The organism is uncultured Lactobacillus sp. (assembly GCF_902491705.1).
In the GTDB taxonomy this organism is placed as follows: domain Bacteria; phylum Bacillota; class Bacilli; order Lactobacillales; family Lactobacillaceae; genus Lactobacillus.
In genome coordinates this window covers 1-19,323 of the sequence record NZ_CABUIW010000042.1, presented here as the reverse complement: position 1 = coordinate 19,323, position 19,323 = coordinate 1, and the positions used below count along the sequence as shown (strand labels likewise).

General features: G+C 36.0%; 20 protein-coding genes and 1 pseudogene. 15 read left to right on the top strand and 6 right to left on the bottom strand.

Annotation, left to right across the window (positions count from 1 at the left end):
- Positions 1–96: 96 nt before the first annotated feature.
- Positions 97–1,023, bottom strand: coding sequence for an alpha/beta hydrolase (locus RDN22_RS08200; RefSeq protein ID WP_308557379.1), 927 nt, complete (start codon positions 1,021–1,023; stop codon positions 97–99).
- A gap of 99 nt (positions 1,024–1,122) precedes the next feature.
- Between RDN22_RS08200 and RDN22_RS08195 the strand changes: the two genes are divergently transcribed.
- Positions 1,123–1,881: a ribonuclease H family protein gene (locus RDN22_RS08195; protein ID WP_308557377.1), complete on the top strand. Its 759-nt coding sequence runs from the start codon at positions 1,123–1,125 to the stop codon at positions 1,879–1,881.
- A 38-nt stretch (positions 1,882–1,919) separates the two neighbouring features.
- Here the strand turns inward: RDN22_RS08195 and RDN22_RS08190 are convergent, their stop codons facing one another.
- Positions 1,920–2,879: a DUF1002 domain-containing protein gene (locus tag RDN22_RS08190; protein WP_308557376.1), complete on the bottom strand. Its 960-nt coding sequence runs from the start codon at positions 2,877–2,879 to the stop codon at positions 1,920–1,922.
- Positions 2,880–3,025: 146 nt separating this feature from the next.
- Between RDN22_RS08190 and RDN22_RS08185 the strand changes: the two genes are divergently transcribed.
- Together RDN22_RS08185 and RDN22_RS08180 are read left to right on the top strand one after the other, a co-directional pair.
- Positions 3,026–3,841: a glycosyltransferase family A protein gene (locus tag RDN22_RS08185; protein ID WP_308557375.1), complete on the top strand. Its 816-nt coding sequence runs from the start codon at positions 3,026–3,028 to the stop codon at positions 3,839–3,841.
- A 12-nt stretch (positions 3,842–3,853) separates the two neighbouring features.
- A complete protein-coding gene (locus tag RDN22_RS08180; protein WP_308557373.1) occupies positions 3,854–4,510 on the top strand; it encodes an alpha/beta hydrolase in 657 nt (218 codons plus the stop codon).
- A gap of 71 nt (positions 4,511–4,581) precedes the next feature.
- Here the strand turns inward: RDN22_RS08180 and RDN22_RS08175 are convergent, their stop codons facing one another.
- Complete coding sequence (locus tag RDN22_RS08175) at positions 4,582–5,850, bottom strand: MFS transporter (RefSeq protein ID WP_308557371.1); 1,269 nt, start codon at positions 5,848–5,850, stop codon at positions 4,582–4,584.
- A 102-nt stretch (positions 5,851–5,952) separates the two neighbouring features.
- Between RDN22_RS08175 and RDN22_RS08170 the strand changes: the two genes are divergently transcribed.
- The 7 genes and pseudogenes from RDN22_RS08170 (at position 5,953) to RDN22_RS08140 (ending at position 12,528) form a co-directional block, all read left to right on the top strand.
- Positions 5,953–6,813, top strand: coding sequence for a helix-turn-helix domain-containing protein (locus RDN22_RS08170; protein WP_308557370.1), 861 nt, complete (start codon positions 5,953–5,955; stop codon positions 6,811–6,813).
- 88 nt (positions 6,814–6,901) lie between these two features.
- Positions 6,902–7,389 (top strand): annotated as a pseudogene (locus RDN22_RS08165) (transposase); the annotation flags it as partial.
- A gap of 142 nt (positions 7,390–7,531) precedes the next feature.
- Positions 7,532–8,518, top strand: a complete 987-nt coding sequence (locus tag RDN22_RS08160; protein WP_308557381.1) for a ribose-phosphate diphosphokinase — start codon at positions 7,532–7,534, stop codon at positions 8,516–8,518.
- Between the two features lie 143 nt (positions 8,519–8,661).
- Positions 8,662–9,345 carry a TetR/AcrR family transcriptional regulator gene (locus RDN22_RS08155; protein ID WP_308557368.1) on the top strand — a complete coding sequence of 228 codons (684 nt, stop codon included), beginning with the start codon at positions 8,662–8,664 and terminating at the stop codon, positions 9,343–9,345.
- 15 nt (positions 9,346–9,360) lie between these two features.
- Positions 9,361–10,185, top strand: a complete 825-nt coding sequence (locus RDN22_RS08150) for a hypothetical protein (RefSeq protein ID WP_308557366.1) — start codon at positions 9,361–9,363, stop codon at positions 10,183–10,185.
- A 128-nt stretch (positions 10,186–10,313) separates the two neighbouring features.
- A complete protein-coding gene (locus tag RDN22_RS08145; protein WP_308557364.1) occupies positions 10,314–11,798 on the top strand; it encodes an ABC transporter substrate-binding protein/permease in 1,485 nt (494 codons plus the stop codon).
- On the top strand, positions 11,791–12,528 hold the full coding sequence (locus tag RDN22_RS08140) for an amino acid ABC transporter ATP-binding protein (RefSeq protein WP_308557362.1): 738 nt from the start codon (positions 11,791–11,793) through the stop codon (positions 12,526–12,528). Before RDN22_RS08145 ends, RDN22_RS08140 begins: the two co-directional genes overlap by 8 nt.
- Before the next feature lie 38 nt (positions 12,529–12,566).
- On the opposite strand, the gene RDN22_RS08135 is transcribed toward RDN22_RS08140, so the two are convergent.
- A complete protein-coding gene (locus RDN22_RS08135; RefSeq protein ID WP_308557361.1) occupies positions 12,567–13,811 on the bottom strand; it encodes a CAP domain-containing protein in 1,245 nt (414 codons plus the stop codon).
- Between the two features lie 155 nt (positions 13,812–13,966).
- Between RDN22_RS08135 and RDN22_RS08130 the strand changes: the two genes are divergently transcribed.
- The 5 genes from RDN22_RS08130 (at position 13,967) to RDN22_RS08110 (ending at position 18,609) form a co-directional block, all read left to right on the top strand.
- Positions 13,967–15,049 (top strand): D-alanine--D-alanine ligase family protein, encoded by a 1,083-nt coding sequence (locus RDN22_RS08130; protein ID WP_308557359.1) that lies wholly within the window; start codon positions 13,967–13,969, stop codon positions 15,047–15,049.
- A 26-nt stretch (positions 15,050–15,075) separates the two neighbouring features.
- Complete coding sequence (locus RDN22_RS08125; RefSeq protein WP_308557358.1) at positions 15,076–15,810, top strand: MerR family transcriptional regulator; 735 nt, start codon at positions 15,076–15,078, stop codon at positions 15,808–15,810.
- Between the two features lie 90 nt (positions 15,811–15,900).
- Positions 15,901–17,034, top strand: a complete 1,134-nt coding sequence (locus RDN22_RS08120; protein WP_308557356.1) for a YibE/F family protein — start codon at positions 15,901–15,903, stop codon at positions 17,032–17,034.
- Positions 17,031–17,816 carry a YibE/F family protein gene (locus tag RDN22_RS08115; protein WP_308557354.1) on the top strand — a complete coding sequence of 262 codons (786 nt, stop codon included), beginning with the start codon at positions 17,031–17,033 and terminating at the stop codon, positions 17,814–17,816. Before RDN22_RS08120 ends, RDN22_RS08115 begins: the two co-directional genes overlap by 4 nt.
- Positions 17,788–18,609, top strand: a complete 822-nt coding sequence (locus tag RDN22_RS08110) for an alpha/beta hydrolase (RefSeq protein ID WP_308557352.1) — start codon at positions 17,788–17,790, stop codon at positions 18,607–18,609. The genes RDN22_RS08115 and RDN22_RS08110 overlap by 29 nt, the downstream gene beginning before the upstream one ends.
- Before the next feature lie 58 nt (positions 18,610–18,667).
- On the opposite strand, the gene RDN22_RS08105 is transcribed toward RDN22_RS08110, so the two are convergent.
- Together RDN22_RS08105 and RDN22_RS08100 are read right to left on the bottom strand one after the other, a co-directional pair.
- Positions 18,668–18,832, bottom strand: coding sequence for a hypothetical protein (locus tag RDN22_RS08105; protein WP_308557350.1), 165 nt, complete (start codon positions 18,830–18,832; stop codon positions 18,668–18,670).
- A gap of 255 nt (positions 18,833–19,087) precedes the next feature.
- Positions 19,088–19,225 (bottom strand): IS3 family transposase, encoded by a 138-nt coding sequence (locus RDN22_RS08100; protein WP_374043095.1) that lies wholly within the window; start codon positions 19,223–19,225, stop codon positions 19,088–19,090.
- Positions 19,226–19,323: the final 98 nt, after the last annotated feature.

Here is a 19,323-nt window from a genome sequence, read left to right as displayed (position 1 = left end):
CTATTCTCCATGTTTATCTTTCTAAATAGTTCCAGTTTCCATATTCTTCTATATTTATCTACGTTTTGGTCAACAGTTAACTTCCTCCCATAGAAACTATTTTTTCAAATTAAGAAACTTATTAATAATATCAATCACAAAGGGATTGTCGTGCATCCAGCTGTGTTCCGCATCTTGCTTGCCGCGTACTTCGACTTCCTGGTAGAAATGGGCTTTAGGAGCCAAAATGTAGCGGATGCTTTTGGCAGACACAACTGAAATAAATTTATCTGTATTGGTATTGTCTAAAACATTACCATAAATATTCAAAACAGAAATATTAGGATTAAATTTCCTGCGGTTGAATAAAAGATAAAGATAATGTGGGTTCATCATGCTAGGACGCCCGTTTTCATTTAAAACATTAACGTTGGGGATGTCACCTAGATAAGTTACGCCATCAAATGGACCGGCAATAAGGGCACATTTGGTTAAATGCGGGAAAGTCTTACTTGAAGAGTGCTTCATCTCAGTTCTAATGATGCAAGGACAAGCTAATGAGTGAGCTACCGCAATATAGTTTTTGAAGTTATATCTTTTAGCCAAAAATGGCAGGACAAAGCTTAAATAATAATCGATGCCGTAGATGCCGACAATTCTTTGACGAAAAGCCACTTGGACTATTGGGTGTTTATCGCCAGTCCAGGTGCCTTCTAGCTTGAAGTTACCTAATAGATCTACAGTAACTTTTAAAAACTTTTCGTTTCCTTTATCTTTAGTTGCTTGATGCACCATAACATTAGTAGTGTAGTCACCACCGCGAAAACCGTGGAAATAAATAATCGGAACTTGCTCTAGATCGCTTTCTTCGATGACGACATTATCAGTAATGTGCCTCTTGTGCATTTTTAAGAAAATTCGGGTAGGAGCAAAGGTAGCCAATAATCCTAATGAGATCATATTAAACATGGTTGGCTCTTGCTTTAGATCATGTTTATGATTTTTTTCTGCTTCTTCGGCATATTTTTTAGTATTGAAAAACAACCTTTGCTCACCTTCGTTTCTTTTTCATATAATAAAATAAAAACAATAATAACTATATTTTAACATTGAGTGAAAGATTTTTGATTTTTGAGGTAGTCAATGAAAATTTATGCAGTAAAAAAAGGTCGCATTCCGGGTGTTTATCGTAATTGGGACGAGGCCAAAGAACAAGTTAATGGCTTTTCTGGCGCTGAATACAAGTCTTTTGAAAATATTACTGACGCAATCGATTATTTAGGCTGGCAGGAAAAAACGCGTGAGGAGACTCTTAATAAAAAGCAAGACACGTTAGAAAATGCGATTAAAAAGATAAAAGCTAATAAACCTAAAGTGGTTAAAACTAGTCAAGAAACAAAAAAGCAAAATACTCAATCAACTGAATATTTTGCGACGACTTATACTGATGGTGGTACACGCAATACTGGCGTTTATAAAGGCGGCCATGTTAAAAAGACAGATAAAGCTGCCTGGGCATATTTGATTGAATGGGATGACCAATCTGTTCATGGTTCAGGCGGTGAATATGGTGCAACCAACAATAAGATGGAACAGACAGCTTTGATCAATGCGCTTAAAAAGTTAATTGAATTAGGCTTTAATGAAAAGCATTTGCTTTTTGTGCTTGATTCAAAGTACGTCTTAAATGCGATTAATCAGCACTGGTTGCAAGGCTGGAAGAAACGCGACTGGAAACGGTCATCCGGTCCATTAAAGAATGTAGCTGAATGGAAAGAACTAGATAGCTTATTATCCCATTTTCCTGACAGCACCTTTGAATGGACTAAGGGACATGCCAATAACCGCGGCAATGAATTTGTCGACCACGAATTAAACCGTTATATGGATCAAAAAATGTAACAAAGAAGGCCATGATTGAATAATCATGACCTTTTTACTTATCCTAAAATTACGCCGCCAAATAAATGGCTGAAGAAGTTAACCACACTGTCCCATAATTGCTGGAGCCAGTTGCGGTTTTCTGGAGTGTTGAATTTATTAAAGATGTTCTTAGCACCATTTTCAATTTGGCTGGAAAGCTTAGAAGCTTGACCTTTAAAACTGCTACTCTTAAGGGCACCAGAATCACGAATTTCAATCAAAAGGTTGATAATTTGATTCTTTTGATTGTTGTTAATGGTGTTGCCTAAGTGGTTGATATTGATTTGATTATTTACAATATCACGAATTTGACTATCAGAAATATTTTGACCTTGCTTAGCCATTTCTGATTTAGCTCCAGCAACGGCATTGTTCAATTGAGCGTCAGAATAACCTTTTTTATTTTTGTTATCTTGGGTAATGCCACTCAAGGTGTTCATTTCGTCTTGTGCTGCGTTAACTTGCTTTTGGTTTAACGCATTACCATTCTTGGCATAAGCTGCATAAACACCGGCTAAGGCACCAGAACCGTCGATTGGAATAGCACTAGTAACATAGATGTTAGCATCTGTAATTCCGGCAGTTAAAGCAGCGTTTTTGTATTGGTTGGCAGTGATAGTTGTAATGTTGTTTTTGCCATTGTAGTCCAAAATCTTTACGTTAATACCAGAACCGTTGCTTGTTTTTTGAATCATTGCACTAGACCAGACACCTGATGAAGTTGTGAAATTATCACCAGATGGATTCAAGTATCTAACTAAGTCAGAACCAGTAACAGTGATTGTTTGGTAGTTACCGCCATTTAGTGGGGCAGTTAAAGTTTTTAATGTACCGTCTCTTTGTGAATCAGTTAATGAACTGCCGAGCGTTACTACAGGAGTATCGTCATCGGCTAAAACCAAATTATTTTGACCAATTGCGATTGCCGCGACAGCACTAAACAAAATGGCTGTTAAAATTTGAATAGTTTTTTTCATTATTTTTCCTCTCGAATATATATTCTAATTGATAGAAACATTATACTAAATGTTTTTGAATAAGAAGTAAATCATCTACTAAAACTTTCTTAATTTCAACCTAAAACTTGAAGATGGTATAATGAAGAGCAATAAGGGGGGACAATATGTTACAAGTGCCTAAGTTAACTATCATTATGCCGGTTTATAATACGGCACAATATCTACCACGCGCTTTTGATGCATTGCTTAAGCAAATCGACAAGAGCTTTAAGCTAATCGTGGTAGATGATGGTTCAACTGATAATTCGGTTGAGGTAGCCCAAAACTATGCCCATCGCTTTCCATATTTTAAATTAATTCAAAAGAAAAATGGCGGCCCATCCGATGCACGTAATGTCGGTATGAAATATATCGATACGCCATATGTCACCTTTCATGATGGTGATGATTGGGTGGATCCTGGATATACTTCCTTTTTCATTCATGCCTTTGAAGAACACCCAGATGTAAGTCTAGTATCTTGTGGTTATTGGATGGATTACCCTGACAAGAAATCTCATGTAGTTGGTCATCCTGAGGGTGGTTTTTTAACACGCAGTGAAACTTATCTTAAGTTGACTAATGTCTTTGGTTCACCAATGAAAGGCTACAGCTGGAACAAAGCATACAAGACATCGATCATTAAAAAGTTCCATTTACAATTTGATCGTGATATTTCACTTCTTGAAGATCAAATTTTTAATGTAAAATATATTTCAGTCTGCAAGGGTGTTTACTATACCCAAAAGCCTTACTACCACTACTGGCAAAGAAAAGGCAGTATTATTCACCAACCAAACATTAAAAAAGTAGCAGACAATTTCCGCGGTAATTATCGAGTATGGCACAAGATTATTAAAACCATGCTTAAGGATCGTGAAGATGAAAAGATGCGCAAAAAATTAGATCGTCAAGCTTTGCGCGATAGCGACGCTCAATAAGAGAGGGTTTTTATGAAAGAAAAAGTCAATGGTGTTGAATTTTATTACCAAAAATTAGGCAAAGGTGCACCTTTGCTTCTTCTTCATGGACACCATTTGGATGGTGGAATGTTTGATAAGATTGTAGCTCCTTTATCACTGTATTACACAGTTTATGTATTAGACATGCGTGGTCACGGTCTTAGTGAAGGCGATATTGCGGAACACTATAAAACTGAAGTGGAAGACGTCTATGCTTTTATTAAGCAAGTTGGGATTGAGGGATGTTATTGCTTTGGCTTTGATGCAGGTGGTTTGACTGCAATGATGCTAGCTAGAAAACATCCAGATATCTTCAAAAAGATGATTGTGGCCGGCGTTTTTGTTAATGGAGCCGGTATTCGTCCTTACCACTATTTAACTGAAGGCTTTCACCGCTTTTTAAGACTTGATCGAGATAGCCGAGTTGAATTGACTGAATCATTTATTTCAGAAGATGATTTAAAGAAAATTACGACGCCAACTTTGTGTGTAGTCGGTGAAAAAGATTGGGTTAAGGTTGAACATGTTCGCTGGTACAGTCAATTGATGCCTAATGCGCGTTTGGTATTGATGCCACGTCAAACACATAATAGTTATGCAGTTAGAAGTCTCAAATTACTTGATTTGATTAAAGACTTTTGTAAATAGTGGTATATGAAATTAAGATGTCTCTTTTTATAGTATACATATATGTAGCGCTAGTTGATATACTTATATTTTTACTCATTAGCTGCTGCAGCTGTTGTAATTTCTTTTTTAGCAACTTTGATACTCATTCTAATTGCTACAAAGAAACTAATAATTTCAACTGCTAAAAGTACAAACAATGCATATTTAACACTACCTAAACCAGAAACTGTAGTCAAAGCCGTAGTCATTAAAGGTGCTGTCGCCATTAAAATAGTATTAAGTAACCCAACGCTTGAAGCCAAAATTTTACGATCAATTGTTGTAACGAGCCATTGTTGCATCTTAAGTGAAGCTGTCATTGTAACAATAGACAATGAAAAATAAGCTGGCAAAATTAAGTAAATATTTGCAAGTAATGCAGAAATTGTAGTGGCCGCACTAAGTACTAAAGCTAGAATTACCATAAAAAATACAGATTGTTTTTTGAATAATTGTAATCCAAAAGTGCTACCTAAAATTGAACCGCAACTGACCATTAATCCAATAACTGCGATGGTAAAACTGTAAGTTGAAATAATCATTGTTGAGCGATTACCAGCCATAACAATTGGCAATAATGAACCCATTGCAGATAATGCACCGTTAAGAAGTGCAATTACCAAAACAACTGACAATAATCCCGGTGCTTTTTTAATTTGAGTGTATGAAGACTTCATAGTTTCAAAGAACTTTTGATCATTCACTTCTTCGGGTTCAAGCTGTTTATTTTCTTTCTTGTGACGAAGTCCAACACTAGCGTACAAGATACCCGCAAATAAGAAAGTAAAGGCATTAACGAAAGCCAGGCTTGAGTATGATAATACCAACAGTAATGCAGAACCAGCAAATTGAGCAATGGTAGTAATAACTTGGCTGATACCATTAGTAAATCCTTCTGCTTGAGCAAAATCTTTTTCTCCAACTAAATCAACAATCAACGGAGCACTAAGACCGCTTGAGTAGGCACCAACTGTATCAGAAATGAAGTTAATAGCTACTACTACAATTACTAAATTCCATTGAGAAACGTTGGTAATGAACAATACCCCTACTAAACCGTAAAGGAAAAATCTAATTACTGCCATTAAGAAGATACTTTTGAATTTTTTGTGTGTTCTATCAGCTAAGTAACCACCAAAAATGTCAAACAATCTTGGAACAGATTCTGAAATTGCAATCAATGATAAAGCCAATGAGTAGTTTTCCAATTTACTTGCATAAGTCATAAATGCTAAGTAAAAGAGAATATCACCAGCACTAGAAAGGAAGCTGGCAACTGAGAATCTTCTGTAGTCTTTATTCTTCAAAAATACATTCATAATGTTTAACTCCTTCTTTAAATTGGATGTTAAACCTATGATATAGGTTTTATAATTAATTCCATAAAATAGTCATATTTGAATAAAAATAAGGAGTTAAACATGACAATAGGAGATTTATTGAAAGAATATCGCATTAGCCAAGGTAAAAACCAAAAGAAATTTACTGATAGTGGAGTAATTATGAGCCAGTCTTACTACTCTAAGGTAGAAAAAAGTGCCCATAGAATTACAGCAGATAGTTTAATTGAATTACTTCATTACAACAACATTCCTCTATGGGAATTCTTTAGTCGATTGAATTCAAGCGATGATCTCAGACATCAGCAAATAAAAGACTTTAATACCATAATGTCTGAAGCGTATTATGAAAATAATATTGATAAAGTTAAAAGTCTCAAGCCCTTAGTAAAAGAAAGTAGCCTTTTAAAAAAAGAAAAACAAGAACAATTATTATTAATAGATGCCTGGGTTGAAATCATGAAAGATCCTACAGAAAAACCAAATTTAGAGTTAAGGGATAAAATAAAAGAAAAAATTTTTAGTATTCCAAATTTTAATGAAAGCAAAGTAACTTTATTCTGTAATTTTATGTATTTTTATGATTTAGAGAGTAACAAAATAATCGCTAAGAAGATAATTGATCAATATATCAATACTACTAATATCAGAATGCAGATATCATTATTAGCTATAATAGTAAATATCCTAGCATTTTCACTTAATGATAATAAAAAAATAGATACTGCTTATTTCATTAAAAACGGCGACAAAATAAAAACAAAACCCGAATTAGTATTTTATAAAGCGGCGTTTGAGTTTTTCAAAAACATAATTCATTATCATCAAACTAATAATAAAAAATTATACGATAAGAGTAACCAAATCAAAGAATTTTTGATTAGTATCGGTATGTTACAATATGGAAAAATACTAGAAGATCTTCTTATTAAGTATAAATAAATCAAAGACAATATACTTGAATCGCAAAGAAGATTTTATGAATCCTTGCTTCACAAGCTCAATCTCTCAAGAATGCATTTCAGCTTTTGACTGTTTTCCTGTCCCTTTATGTCAGCCCGTACGCAATCGCAGAGTAAAGATTTTTCGTGATTACGCGAATATTGGCTATAAAGCTGAAGGTTTACTACTACGGATTCAAAGTTCATGCGATTACCAGCGCGGATTATGTTATTACTGAAGCATCAGTACATAATGCTAAAGAAGTTTTCAAGTTAATTGTCAATACCGATTTGCCTCATCGCTATTATCTTAGTGATGCGGGATAGAGGGATACTTGGGACAAAAATGCATAATCAGTTTAATACTTTGGGCATCATATCGTTACAATATGAAGAATACTAAAAACATATGATTATCAGTTGATGGTAATTCGAATGATAATTGAGAGCGACTTTAATCTGCTTTTCTATTACATGCAGGGAGCAATAGACGCACAACTTAATAGGATTTCAGGAAAGGCTGGAAGTAGTAATTTTGGCTTCCAACATGGCATATTGTCTAGAACGATTTAACTAATACCACGCGTATTATACATATAAGCTTGAAAGGCAAATAATTTGATTGCTATTTGTTAACAAAATGTTTTTTTAAAGGCCATTTACTATCTTTTTCGTATATAATGAGAATGTATATGATTTTTAATTCAGAAGAGGTAGCTATGAACAAGGAAGAACTCCATCAATTATTGCACCCAATGAAGGTGATCGGGTTAGGTGGTAATCCCGCATTAAATGAAAAGATTGCTTCAATTTTGCATCAACCACTTATTGAAACTGCAGTTCATCACTTTAGCGATGGTGAAATCCAAGTTAACATTGGTGAAACTGTCAGAGGTTGTGACGTTTTCGTTATTCAATCTATTCAAGATCCAGTTAACGAAAACTTCATGGAACTTGAAATTGTTTTGGACGCACTTCACCGTGCTTCAGCTCACACTATTAATGTTGTAGTTCCATACTTAGCATATTCACGTTCAGACACTAAGACTCGTTCACGTGAACCTATTACTGCTAAACTTGTGGCTAACTTGCTTCAATTGACTGGTATGGATCGTTTGATCACCGTTGATTTGCATGCTTCACAAATTCAAGGTTTCTACAACATCCCTGTAGATCACTTGCATGCTATTCCACTTCTTGGTCAATACTTCTTAGATAACGGTATTGCTACCAAGGAAGACGACGATATCGTAGTTGTTTCACCTGACCACTCAGGCGCTAAGCTTGCTCGTAACTTTGGTCAATACTTCAATGCTCCAATTGCTATTGTTGACCAACGCGGTGCACGCTATGATACTGAAGTCCACGATATCATTGGTGATGTCAAGGACAAGAAGTGTATCATTGTTGATGACTTGATTGATACTGGTTCACGCATTTCATCTTCAACTAAGTCAGTTTTAGCTGCAGGTGCTAAGAAAGTTTACGTTGCAGCAACTCACGCACTTCTTTCAAAGAACGCAACTGAAGTACTTAACGAATTACCAATTGAACAAATTGTTGTAACTGATACTATCAAGCATAATCGTTACCCAGACAGAATGGTTCGTATCTCTGTAGATCAACTTTTGGCTCGTGGTATTGACTATGTTTACAACGATCGTTCAATTCACCAAATTTTTGATGAGCAAAATCGTTTGAAATAAATTATAATTTAAAAGTTGATATATGATAATCCTCATCAACATGAGGATTATTTTTTTGTTTAAAACATAAAACTATTCATAAATAGCTATGATTGATATAATTGGTGTAAGTTGTATAGAAAGAGAAAGTTAGAGGGATAAAAATGGCACGACGGAAAAACATGAAAAGACGGAGAATTATTCTTGGCAATACTTTCCATCTAATCAGAGAAAATGGAATGGATAATGTTTCTTTGCAAATGATTGCAGAAAAATCAGGCATTTCAAAATCCCTGTTGCAATCATATTATCCGCATAAAGCCAAGCTGACTAATGATATTATCCGCAATCTTTTTAATACATTAGGTCAACAAGTAAATAACTATGACATGGCTAATAGCAACGCTCCATATGCTAGAACCAAGGCTTTTATTTATACAATTGCTATTTTGGGGATGCACGATGAAGGATTAGACAGAATCATCTCAGAAGCTTTTGTAAGCAACGCCACACTAGACAATTGGGGTATAATGCTCAATGACTGGATTCAAGCTAATCATTTGTTTGATGGCATTGATGTTGATGAAGCAGAACTTGAAACTGGTATTGCTTTTGTTACAAGTGGTATTGGTCGTTTGTATCATGACCGTAAGAAGCACCACTTATCAGCTGAAGCATTAGCTGACTATGCAACTAGTGCATTGATGTTCAGTTTCCTTCATTGCTCTTCTGAAGAAATCAATCAGGCCTTAAGCGAAGGACATGAAATTATTGAATCAGCTGATATGGAAGTCGTTCACCGTGCAATTGATACGATGTTTGACGAAGGAAAAGAAATTTTCAGCTAAAGGGGACTATTAGTCATGGTTGAAGGCAAAAGAGCTGATTTGCGACGAATGGGGCATGAGCAAAACAATCAATATAAACGAATGCTTGCTTTCGTAATCTTTTTGATTGCGGCATTAACCCTAATCACAGCTACTTTTCTGAATCCGATTTTTATGAAAGGTCAGATTAGAACTAGTTACAATCAGGCTGTTATTGTCAGACAAATAAATAGAAATTTTGATAATCTTGCTGATTTGGTAGGGGCCAAAAGCGAGGATGACGCGAATTTACTTGCTAACGCACAAACTCAGCCCATTGCCGACCATGTTATTGACTATTCGTTAGGCATTCATGGATTTAAGGTTAATAATCTAGATCTGGCTAATCAGATTTTGACAGATATTCACCAAGGAATTGATAAAGGCTCTTCTAGTGGGGCTCAAGTAATTGACAGCAAATTAAAAAAGCAGGAGGCCAATGCGCCTTATGCAGTAGCTAAAGCATTCAATTTAAGCGTAATAACTTTGGGTGCCAACATTGCTTGTTTACTTGTAATTGTCAATATTATTATCATTATCGTTACTATCATTACTCTGTTTTCATTGATTAATGATATGAAATCAAAGGCAAATGCCAGAATGCTGATACATGATATTGCAGCAGCTGGCATGTGGGCCGGATTTTGGTTAATTTTAATTTCAGGATTATTGGCATTAGTGCCAGTTATCTTCAATGTTGATAATATTGAATTTGGATTCTTACTAGAAATAGGCAGTAGCGTCTTCTTGGACTACGTAATTGCTGGGGTAATTATGTATGTCATTTGTGCTATTCCTTGGCAAGCAACATCAGCTAAGTAGATCATACTAAAGCGTAATCATGCATCATGATTGCGTTTTTTTCTTGCACAAAGCCCGTTCTTTCTTTATAATTAAAAAATAATTAACAAATTTTATATATATTTAACGAAAGAGTTAGGGGAGTTTTTATGAAAAAAGCAAAAATAATCCACTTGTTTCTTGCTTTCATTACACTAATTTCAACTCTTTTTTTGTTTAATCAGCCAACTTTTGCCGCTACCAAAAAAGTTGAGAGTGGCTCAGTGATGAAAAAGATTAAGCAATCAAAAGAACTGGTCGTGGGTACTTCAGCTGACTATCCACCACTTGAATTTACTACTAGTGTAAATGGCAATACCAAGTACGTTGGGGTTGATATTGAATTAGCTAAAGATATTGCTAAGGACTTGCACGCTAAGTTAGTTATCAAGAACATGAGCTTTGACTCACTTCTTGTAGCTCTTGAAACTGGTAAGGTCGATATGGTTATTTCAGCTATGACACCTAACCCAGAGAGAAAGAAGAGCGTAGATTTCTCAAAGATTTATTACAGACCAAGTGGTGAATACTTCTTAATTAATAAGCGCGACAAGGCCAAGTATAGAAAGATTGCTGATTTTGCTGGTCAAACTGTTGGTGCACAAACTGGTAGTATTCAATACCAATTGATTAATTCTCAAATGAAAAAGTCAAAAGCTAAGGGTTTGGGTAAGATCAACAACTTAGTTTTGGCATTAAAATCAGGCAAGATGTCTGGTGTAGTCGTGGAAGAATTGATTGCTAAAGCTTATGCGCAAAATGATAATAGTTTGTTAGCCGTAAAAAGTGATTTAAAGGAACCACAAGCAGGTAACGCTGTGGCAATCGCTAAGGGTCAAACTGACTTAGTTAAGGCAGTTAACAAGACAATTAATCGCGTAGAAAAGAAGAACTTAATCGATAAAAAGTATTTGCCAGAAGCTGCTAAATACATGAAGACAGCTAAAAAGACCAACACTATGGCAAAATATGCACCATACTTCGTTAAAGGTGTGGGCTACACTATCGTAATCACTGTTTTCTCAGTTTTGATCGGTATTGTTTTGGGGATGCTTCTTGCACTTATGCGTTTGTCTAAGAACAAGTTGCTCCACTGGATTGCCGTTTGCTACATCGAATTCATTCGTGGTACGCCTCAAATGGTTCAAATCTTGTTTGTTTACTTCGGTATCGGTGTATTAATTTCTAATTTATCAGCTCTAGTGGCAGGTATCATTGCGATCGGACTTAACTCAGGAGCTTATGTTGCTGAAGACATTAGATCTGGTATCGCATCTGTTGCTAAAGGCCAAACTGAAGCTGCAAGATCATTAGGTTTAAGCCAAGCTAAGGCATACCGCTACGTCATTATTCCTCAAGCCTTAAAGAATATTTGGCCGGCTTTAGGGAACGAATTTATTACTTTATTAAAGGATAGTTCATTAGTATCAGTTATCGGTGTAACTGAATTGATGTACCAAACTGAACTTATTCAAACTTCAACTTACCGTGGCGTATTACCATTATTTATTGCGATGATCATCTACTTCATCATGACCTTTACTTTGACTAGATTACTTAATTATTTTGAAAGACGGATGAAACACAATGACTAAAATGCTTGATATTCAACATCTCAAAAAGACTTTTGGTAAAAACGAAGTTTTAAAGGATATTTCAGCTTCTGTTGAAAAGGGACAGGTAATTTGTATTATTGGTCCTTCAGGATCTGGTAAGAGTACCTTTTTGCGCTGTCTTAATGTGCTTGAACATCCAACAGCTGGAAAAATAATTTTTGACGGTACGGATTTAGCTAGTTTAAAAGACGGTAAGGAACTTGACCAATTGCGTGAAAAAATGGGAATGGTGTTCCAGAACTTCAACCTCTTTCCTAATATGAACGTAATTGAAAATATCAAATTAGCCCCAATGAAGGTTAAAGGAATTAGCGATGCTCAAGCTGAAAAAACTGGTTTAGAACTTTTAGAAAAAGTTGGTTTAGCTGACCGAGCTAAGCAATTCCCAACTAGTCTTTCAGGTGGTCAACAACAACGTGTGGCTATTGCAAGAGCCTTAGCAATGGATCCAGAAGTGATGCTGTTTGACGAACCGACTAGTGCCCTTGACCCTGAAATGGTTGGCGAAGTTTTGAAAACTATGAAGGATTTGGCTAGCACAGGGATGACAATGGTCATCGTTACTCACGAAATGGGCTTTGCTCGTGAAGTAGCAGATGAAGTTTGGTTTATGGCTGACGGTTATTTGCAAGAAAAGGGCACATCTGAAGAGGTATTTGAACATCCTAAATCAGATAGAGCAAAAGACTTTTTATCTAAAGTTTTATAATCAAAAGACCAGGCGCAATGCGTCTGGTCTTTTAGTTTTTAATATTTTTGAATGCGAAGAGTTTTAATAAAGAAATTTTGTCTCCATTTGCTCTTTTTAGCTAACTGATCAAATAAATTATTTGAATTAGTTGGAACAGTTAAAGTATTAGGAGTAACTGCTGCAGTTAGAATTTTATTTTGAAGCAAAATTGGGGATTGGACCTCAGTTTGCTTATTCAAAGAAGTGTTGGTTTGGACATTTGAACCATTTTCTTTATTATCTTTTTCTGTCGCATAGATAGTGGTGTCATTAGTGGCATCTTGTTTAAAGAGCTTAAACGTGTATTTGTAAACACCATTAATATTGACCTCATATTCGTGTCCTGAAACAATATGAGTTTTGCCAGGTGAATAAGTGATGATCGTCTTGAAGTTGCCATAGCCGCTAGAGCTGTAATTTTTGACATGAGTGGCATTAGTAACAATATCAGTATCTAGATCTCTAATTGTGATTGATGGCGTAGATCTGACAACTCTATTGGAGAGATAAATTGACCAAACGATGTTTTTGCCCTTAGCTAATTCTGAAGGAAAAAGACGCACACTAGGGTAGGTAACTACCGGCTGGCTAGCCGCACGAAACATGTCGTTTGCGTTGAGCACTTTTTGAACGGAATAGCGGTAGCCGTTATTGCCATATGCGGCCCCGATTCCCGTAGTGGTTAAGCGCGTAGAAAGCAACCATGCACGGTGTCCAGTATCGGCTCCGCTTAAATTGTAGTGGTCAGTAATTAAGTCGGTGATGACATCGCCAGCTGATTGTCGTGATACATTGAAATTCAAGTTGGAGCTTTCAGATGTTTCTTTAGCTAGTTTCCAAGTTGCTTTAGAAATATAACTTGGTCTTTTTTCACTGGGTAAACCATGCTGGTTAATAAAAGGACTGGCGTTAATTGCAGCCATGACTGCTGCCGTTTTTTGAGCAGCAGCGTTTGAAGCTATGCTAGTAGTTACGGCTGATAAGCTGAATAATGAACGGTAGTAATTGATATAATCAACTTGGGTGTTGATGTATTTTTTGTTTAAACTACCAGCTTTAAATTTCTTACTTAAACTTGGTTTAGCACTATAAAGATTTGAAGCACTGTAAGTAGTTTTATCTAAATTAGCGTATTCTTTTTGAAAATTATGGATCTCGTTGATTTCTTGTGTAGTAAAAGTAGCTGCTTGAGCATTAGAACTAACAAGCGGTACAAATAATAATGCTACGATAGCCGTGATAGAGAATTTTTTTAAAAGCATTTTGAACTCCCTTCTGGGGCTTTGGTTAATCTATTTATATTAAATTATAAACTATTGTGAAAAGGCTTTAATCAAAAATATTCCACTATTTTGAGTTTTTCTGGTATTCTTTGCGTATAATAAAGGTTTAGAACATTTAAAAGAGGTATAAAACAATGACTAAAAAAATACAAGTCGGATTAATTTTTGGTGGTAACTCATCAGAATATGAAGTATCAATTGTTTCGGGTCACAATATTTATAAAGCAATTGACAAGGATAAGTTCGATGTGCATCCAATTTGGATCACTAATGAAGGCTACTTCGCAAGCGAAGAAGAAAGCTTCAAAGTATTGGAAGATCCTTCATACCAAGTTAAGAACCCACACAAGGTTCACAACATTTCTAACTTGATCGAATTGGAAAACTTGCCAGAAATTGATGTCTTCTTCCCAATCGTTCACGGTAATTTAGGTGAAGACGGTGTATTGCAAGGTTTGTTCCGTTTGATGAACAAGCCATTTGTTGGTGATGACGTCTTAGCTGCTGCCGTAACTATGGATAAGGAATTTACCAAGATTTTGGCTCAAAAAGTTGGTGTTCCAGTTGCTGATTGGATTTCAATCAAGCGCTTTGAATACAATGACAAGAATAATGATAAACTTGACTATGAAAAGGTTGCTGAGAAGCTTGGCCGTGACATGTTCGTTAAGCCATCTAACCAAGGCTCATCAGTTGGTGTAAACCATGTTACTAACGCTGATGAATATGCTGCAGCACTAGAAGAAGCCTTCAAGTATGATGATAAGGTCTTAGTTGAAGAAACTGTTCCAGGTACTGAAGTTGAAACAGCTGTTTTGGGTAACGATAATCCAATTGTAGCAGGTGTTGGTCAAATCACCAATGCAAAAGGCTCATTCTACACTTATGAAAACAAGTATGATGACAACTCAACTTCTAAGCTGCAAATTCCAGCAGACTTGCCAGATGAAATCATTGATACAGTTAGAAAGAACGCTCGTAAAGTTTACGAAGTTACTGAATGTAGCGGTATGGCTAGAATTGACTCTATGCTTACCCCAGGTGGTAAAGTCGTTTTAACTGAGGTTAATGCTCTTCCTGGCTTCACCAACATCAGTATGTATCCTAAGTTGTTTGAAGAAGCTGGTGTTCCTTACACTGAATTGATTACTCGCTTGATTGAAGCAGGTATGGACAGATTCGACCACAAGAAGACTTTGCTTCACAAGCACGATTAATGCCGAAAATTAAGAGGTAGATTTTAATGACAACTAACACGCATGATTTTGAGGAGTTAGCTGCGCCTAAAGCAGCCGCAGAAGAATTAGGTATTAGTGTAGCTACATTAAGGAAGTACTCTTTAATCGTTGAAAAGGTTACGGGAAATTCCAATTATTTTGCTCGCACTAAACAAAAGGCTCGTTTGTACCATCAAAAAGATATTGATGATCTGAAGGCTTTTCACCGTTTATCTAAAAATAGCGGTCTAACTCTGCAAGAAGCTGCCCGTCAAATTTATGCGGTTAGTGATAAAAAAGAACAAGACGAAAAGCAAAAAGAAGAGCCAAAAAGAGCAACTCCATACACCAATACTGATGTAATGGATACGCAAGAAGTAGTTAAGTTGCTGAATACTCTTCAACAAACTATCTCTAACCAAAATGAGGCAATTAATTCCTTGCAAAAACAATTGAATGTGATTCAAAAGCAGAATCAAGATTTGATTGAAGCGCAAAAGCAGCTTACTGCACCTAAGGATAATTCTGATGAGATTGCAGCTTTGCCAGATATTTCTGGTGTTGTCAGCGATGATGATGACAAGCCAAAAGATGCTGCTGAAAAGCGTGAAGAAGTAAAAGAAGACATGCATGACGAAATTATTTCTAAAGCAAAGGAAAACGCTAAAAAACGTGCAACTGCAAATGTTCATAGAACTCTAGAAGATATGCAACTTCCTGAAAGAAAAGAACATTGGTGGCAAAGAATTTTTAAGTTTTAAATAAAAACATTAAGAATTAGAAGATGACCTAACAATAGGTCATCTTTTGTTTTAGAGTAAACGTATATTGGAAAATAGGAAGTTGTAGTAATGGAACATAAGTGGAAAAAACGTTATACTGCAGCGATTATCGTAGCAATAGTCGGTGCAATTTTTACAGTATTAGCGTATTTTGCAACGGATATTTATCATAAAGATGAAGTTGCAGTAATTACGGATAATAAGATTAAGGATACCTTGGTTGAGAAAAACGAAGATGTTTATAAAAACCAAGATCAAACTAGACAACAGATATTGCACTTGAAGGTTTTGTCTGGAAAGCATAAGGGTGAGACGTATACAACGAAGAATATTTATTATCCTTCACAATTAACAACGCAGAAGTATCGTGCTCACCAGCGAATTTTCGTCAATATCAAAAAAGGCGATCCAGCGATTGTTAACCCCAAGCGAGATTGGGTACTAGTTTTAGTAGTTACGATCACTTTAACTTTGATGGTGGCAGTGTCAGGTAAGCATTCCATTTTCTTAGTCATTTCGATGGCCCTCAGTTGGCTTATTTTCTATTTGATTATCGTATGGGATGTTCACTTGAATGGGTCACATATCATTTTGCTGTTTGGCTTTGCTGATATTATCTTTTCATTTGTCAGTTTATTAATTGTGCAAGGCTTTAATAAAAAGATGCTAGCAACGTGGCTAGCAACACTACTTGGAGTATTTGTTTCCTTTGCCTTGTGCTACGTCATTATGAAATTAACTGGCGAATCTGAAATGAAATATGAAACTGGTGACTATGCAACGCAGGATCCGCGTGGATTGTTCTTAGCACAGACTTTAATCGGAATTTTAGGTGCGGTAATGGATGAAGCAACTGACATCATCTCTAGTTTGTACGAATTGATTCAAACCAAGAGTGATATTACGATGAAGCAATTGATTAAGAGTGGTCGAACCATGGGACAAGAAATTATGGGACCATTAATCAATGTTTTGGTCTTGATCTTCATTGCTGGGGCATTACCTGAGACGATTTTGTACTTAAGGGATAACAATACCTTAGCTTCTACTTTTGGCTTTACATTGTCACTAGGAGCCACACAGAGTGTTATTTCAGCGATCGGGATTGTGTTGACGGTCATTTTTGCGACGGGATGCAGTTTATTCTTCTTAAAGGATAGAAATTGGAAGAGTTTATTAAAAAAAGAAGGTGAGAATAAATGAGTACGCTGATGGCGTTAATCATCGTTTTAGCAATTTTGATGACAATTGTTGGCGGCGAGACAGGAATTCGAAGCTTCTTTAGTGTCTTGATTAATACGCTGCTTTTGATTTTAGTTGCGATGTTAATTTCATGGGGAATCAACATCGCGGTTTTGACGTTGATCTTTATTCCGCTGAAGCTTGTGACGATTATTTTCTTAGGGACTCACGATTACACTGTGGCGAAAAATTCATTTTATTCAGCCTTTCTTGTGTGCTTGATCGTCAGCTTGTTTATTTGGGGCTGCCAATATTTGGCACAAGCTGCAGGACTTGGACCAGAAGCAGGAGAATTGTTGGTAGGTTTGTCACAGATGCCAGGACTTAGTTATCCAATGATCGCAGTGACCGTTGCTATTTTCTCAACGCTGGGTGCGATTGCGGAAGCAGCTGTAGCGATGAGTTCAGGTTTACTTGAAATTAAAAAGCATAATCCTGAAATTGGTGAAGAAGAATTGATGAATAGTGGTACCGCAATTGGTAATGATGTTTTGGGCACCGCAATGAATACTATTTTGTTTGGGATGTTTGGTAGTTTCTTGTCACTATTTTTGTGGTATTTCCGTTTGGGCTATACCCCGGGTGAAGTTGTTAATGAAAAACTTTTTGTTAATGAAGCGTTAATTATCATGTATTCTTTAATTGGGGTTATATTAACAGTACCGTTATCTTCATTTATGTTATCTCGAGGGATGAGCAAGAAAGGAAGTAAGCATGAAAGTAGAAAATCTGACGCTGACTAATTTTAACAATCGCGACTTCAAGATTCATACTTATATTTTGAGTCAGAATCCTGAATTGGTAGAGCAAAAGAGACCTTTAGCAATCGTTGTGCCAGGTGGCAGTTTCAATCACTTATCTAAAAGAGAAGGTGAACCTGTTGCTTTAGCTTTTAACAATCAAGGCTTCAACAGTGTTGTGATGGAATATAACTTGGTGCAGGATGAAGGAAAGATTTATCCTGATGCTGGGCTCGATGTTTTATCAACTGTGAAGTTCTTTAGAGATCATGCTAAGGAATATAATTTGGATCCTGAACGCATTTTAACGATTGGTTTTTCAGCTGGAGGCCACGTCGTGAGTGTAGCCAATAATATGGCTATAAGTTCTGCATATCAAGAAAAATATGGCTTTGGAAAAGAAAATGTATTACCTAATAAGACAATTTTGGGCTACCCATTAATCAATATTGCAAAGATTGGATTTCCTATTCCAGAAGATCAAAAAGATAAGATGCCAGAAGAAAAGGATCTTTTGAATAGTGCACTTGGTGTTACACGTGAAACACCAGATACATTTATTTTTCAAGCATGGGATGATCCAGTTGTCTTGATTGGCAATTCGATTGAATATATTAGTGTGTTAAATAAAAATAAGGTGCCAACTGAGGCACACTTATTTAATCATGGTTATCATGGCTTCTCTTTGGCACGACATAATGTGCAAACTAAGGGTCGCGAATGGCAAGAAAATCCTCATGCAGCTCATTGGTTTAACTTGGCAATGGAATGGCTGAGAAGTGAGTGGGGAGAATAATGAAAAACACAGAAATTCAAATATGAATTTCTGTGTTTTTGCTTTTCTCAATTCAATATTAGTCACGTTGTAATTCATCCCATTCTTGAGGTGTTAATATTTTTTGACTATGTTCTTGTGACATTCCTTTTTGCAAAGCAATCCGATTGGCCTCAGTAGACAATAAGTAATTTGTGTCTTGCGAAGAATTATCTTCTTTTGCTGTTGATGCTTTAATAGCCATGGGAAACACCTTCCTTTATGTTTTTATTGTATGTAGTGATTCTCGAAATTCGCTTTTTGATATAAAAAAAGTGCACTGCTTACCACAATGCACAAGAGCAAAAACAGAAAGGCGTGACCAAATATGGCCAGCCCAATTGATTAACAATATTGATCAATTAACTACAACAATATTGTAGCATTTACGCACTACTTTGAAAACTGCCTGAGAATGTAGTGACCCAACAAAATTGGACACTTTATTGATATTAAGCTACTAAGGATTGATTCCGATATTCCATCGGGGGTCAGTCCTTTTAGTTTTTTTCTTTGTTCTTTCATTGATGTAATAGTGAAAGTAATCTCTGATTGCTTGTTCAAGTTCATCAAGATTTGCATACGGGCTTGTCAACATAGAAGCTAAAAAATCCTCAGCTGATTAATAATTGAAGTGAGACCCAAAAGTTAGACACTTTTGGGTCTTTTATTATGACTAAATTTAATAAAGAACAA

Coding starts and splice junctions, on each gene's coding strand:
- RDN22_RS08100 (WP_374043095.1), bottom strand. CDS start 19,225: ATGTTGACAAGCCCGTATGCAAATCTTGATGAACTTGAACAAGCAATC.
- RDN22_RS08170 (WP_308557370.1), top strand. CDS start 5,953: ATGACAATAGGAGATTTATTGAAAGAATATCGCATTAGCCAAGGTAAA.
- RDN22_RS08175 (WP_308557371.1), bottom strand. CDS start 5,850: ATGAATGTATTTTTGAAGAATAAAGACTACAGAAGATTCTCAGTTGCC.
- RDN22_RS08135 (WP_308557361.1), bottom strand. CDS start 13,811: ATGCTTTTAAAAAAATTCTCTATCACGGCTATCGTAGCATTATTATTT.
- RDN22_RS08115 (WP_308557354.1), top strand. CDS start 17,031: ATGAGTACGCTGATGGCGTTAATCATCGTTTTAGCAATTTTGATGACA.
- RDN22_RS08155 (WP_308557368.1), top strand. CDS start 8,662: ATGGCACGACGGAAAAACATGAAAAGACGGAGAATTATTCTTGGCAAT.
- RDN22_RS08110 (WP_308557352.1), top strand. CDS start 17,788: ATGAAAGTAGAAAATCTGACGCTGACTAATTTTAACAATCGCGACTTC.
- RDN22_RS08180 (WP_308557373.1), top strand. CDS start 3,854: ATGAAAGAAAAAGTCAATGGTGTTGAATTTTATTACCAAAAATTAGGC.
- RDN22_RS08145 (WP_308557364.1), top strand. CDS start 10,314: ATGAAAAAAGCAAAAATAATCCACTTGTTTCTTGCTTTCATTACACTA.
- RDN22_RS08125 (WP_308557358.1), top strand. CDS start 15,076: ATGACAACTAACACGCATGATTTTGAGGAGTTAGCTGCGCCTAAAGCA.
- RDN22_RS08105 (WP_308557350.1), bottom strand. CDS start 18,832: ATGGCTATTAAAGCATCAACAGCAAAAGAAGATAATTCTTCGCAAGAC.
- RDN22_RS08195 (WP_308557377.1), top strand. CDS start 1,123: ATGAAAATTTATGCAGTAAAAAAAGGTCGCATTCCGGGTGTTTATCGT.
- RDN22_RS08160 (WP_308557381.1), top strand. CDS start 7,532: ATGAACAAGGAAGAACTCCATCAATTATTGCACCCAATGAAGGTGATC.
- RDN22_RS08120 (WP_308557356.1), top strand. CDS start 15,901: ATGGAACATAAGTGGAAAAAACGTTATACTGCAGCGATTATCGTAGCA.
- RDN22_RS08150 (WP_308557366.1), top strand. CDS start 9,361: ATGGTTGAAGGCAAAAGAGCTGATTTGCGACGAATGGGGCATGAGCAA.
- RDN22_RS08140 (WP_308557362.1), top strand. CDS start 11,791: ATGACTAAAATGCTTGATATTCAACATCTCAAAAAGACTTTTGGTAAA.
- RDN22_RS08190 (WP_308557376.1), bottom strand. CDS start 2,879: ATGAAAAAAACTATTCAAATTTTAACAGCCATTTTGTTTAGTGCTGTC.
- RDN22_RS08130 (WP_308557359.1), top strand. CDS start 13,967: ATGACTAAAAAAATACAAGTCGGATTAATTTTTGGTGGTAACTCATCA.
- RDN22_RS08185 (WP_308557375.1), top strand. CDS start 3,026: ATGTTACAAGTGCCTAAGTTAACTATCATTATGCCGGTTTATAATACG.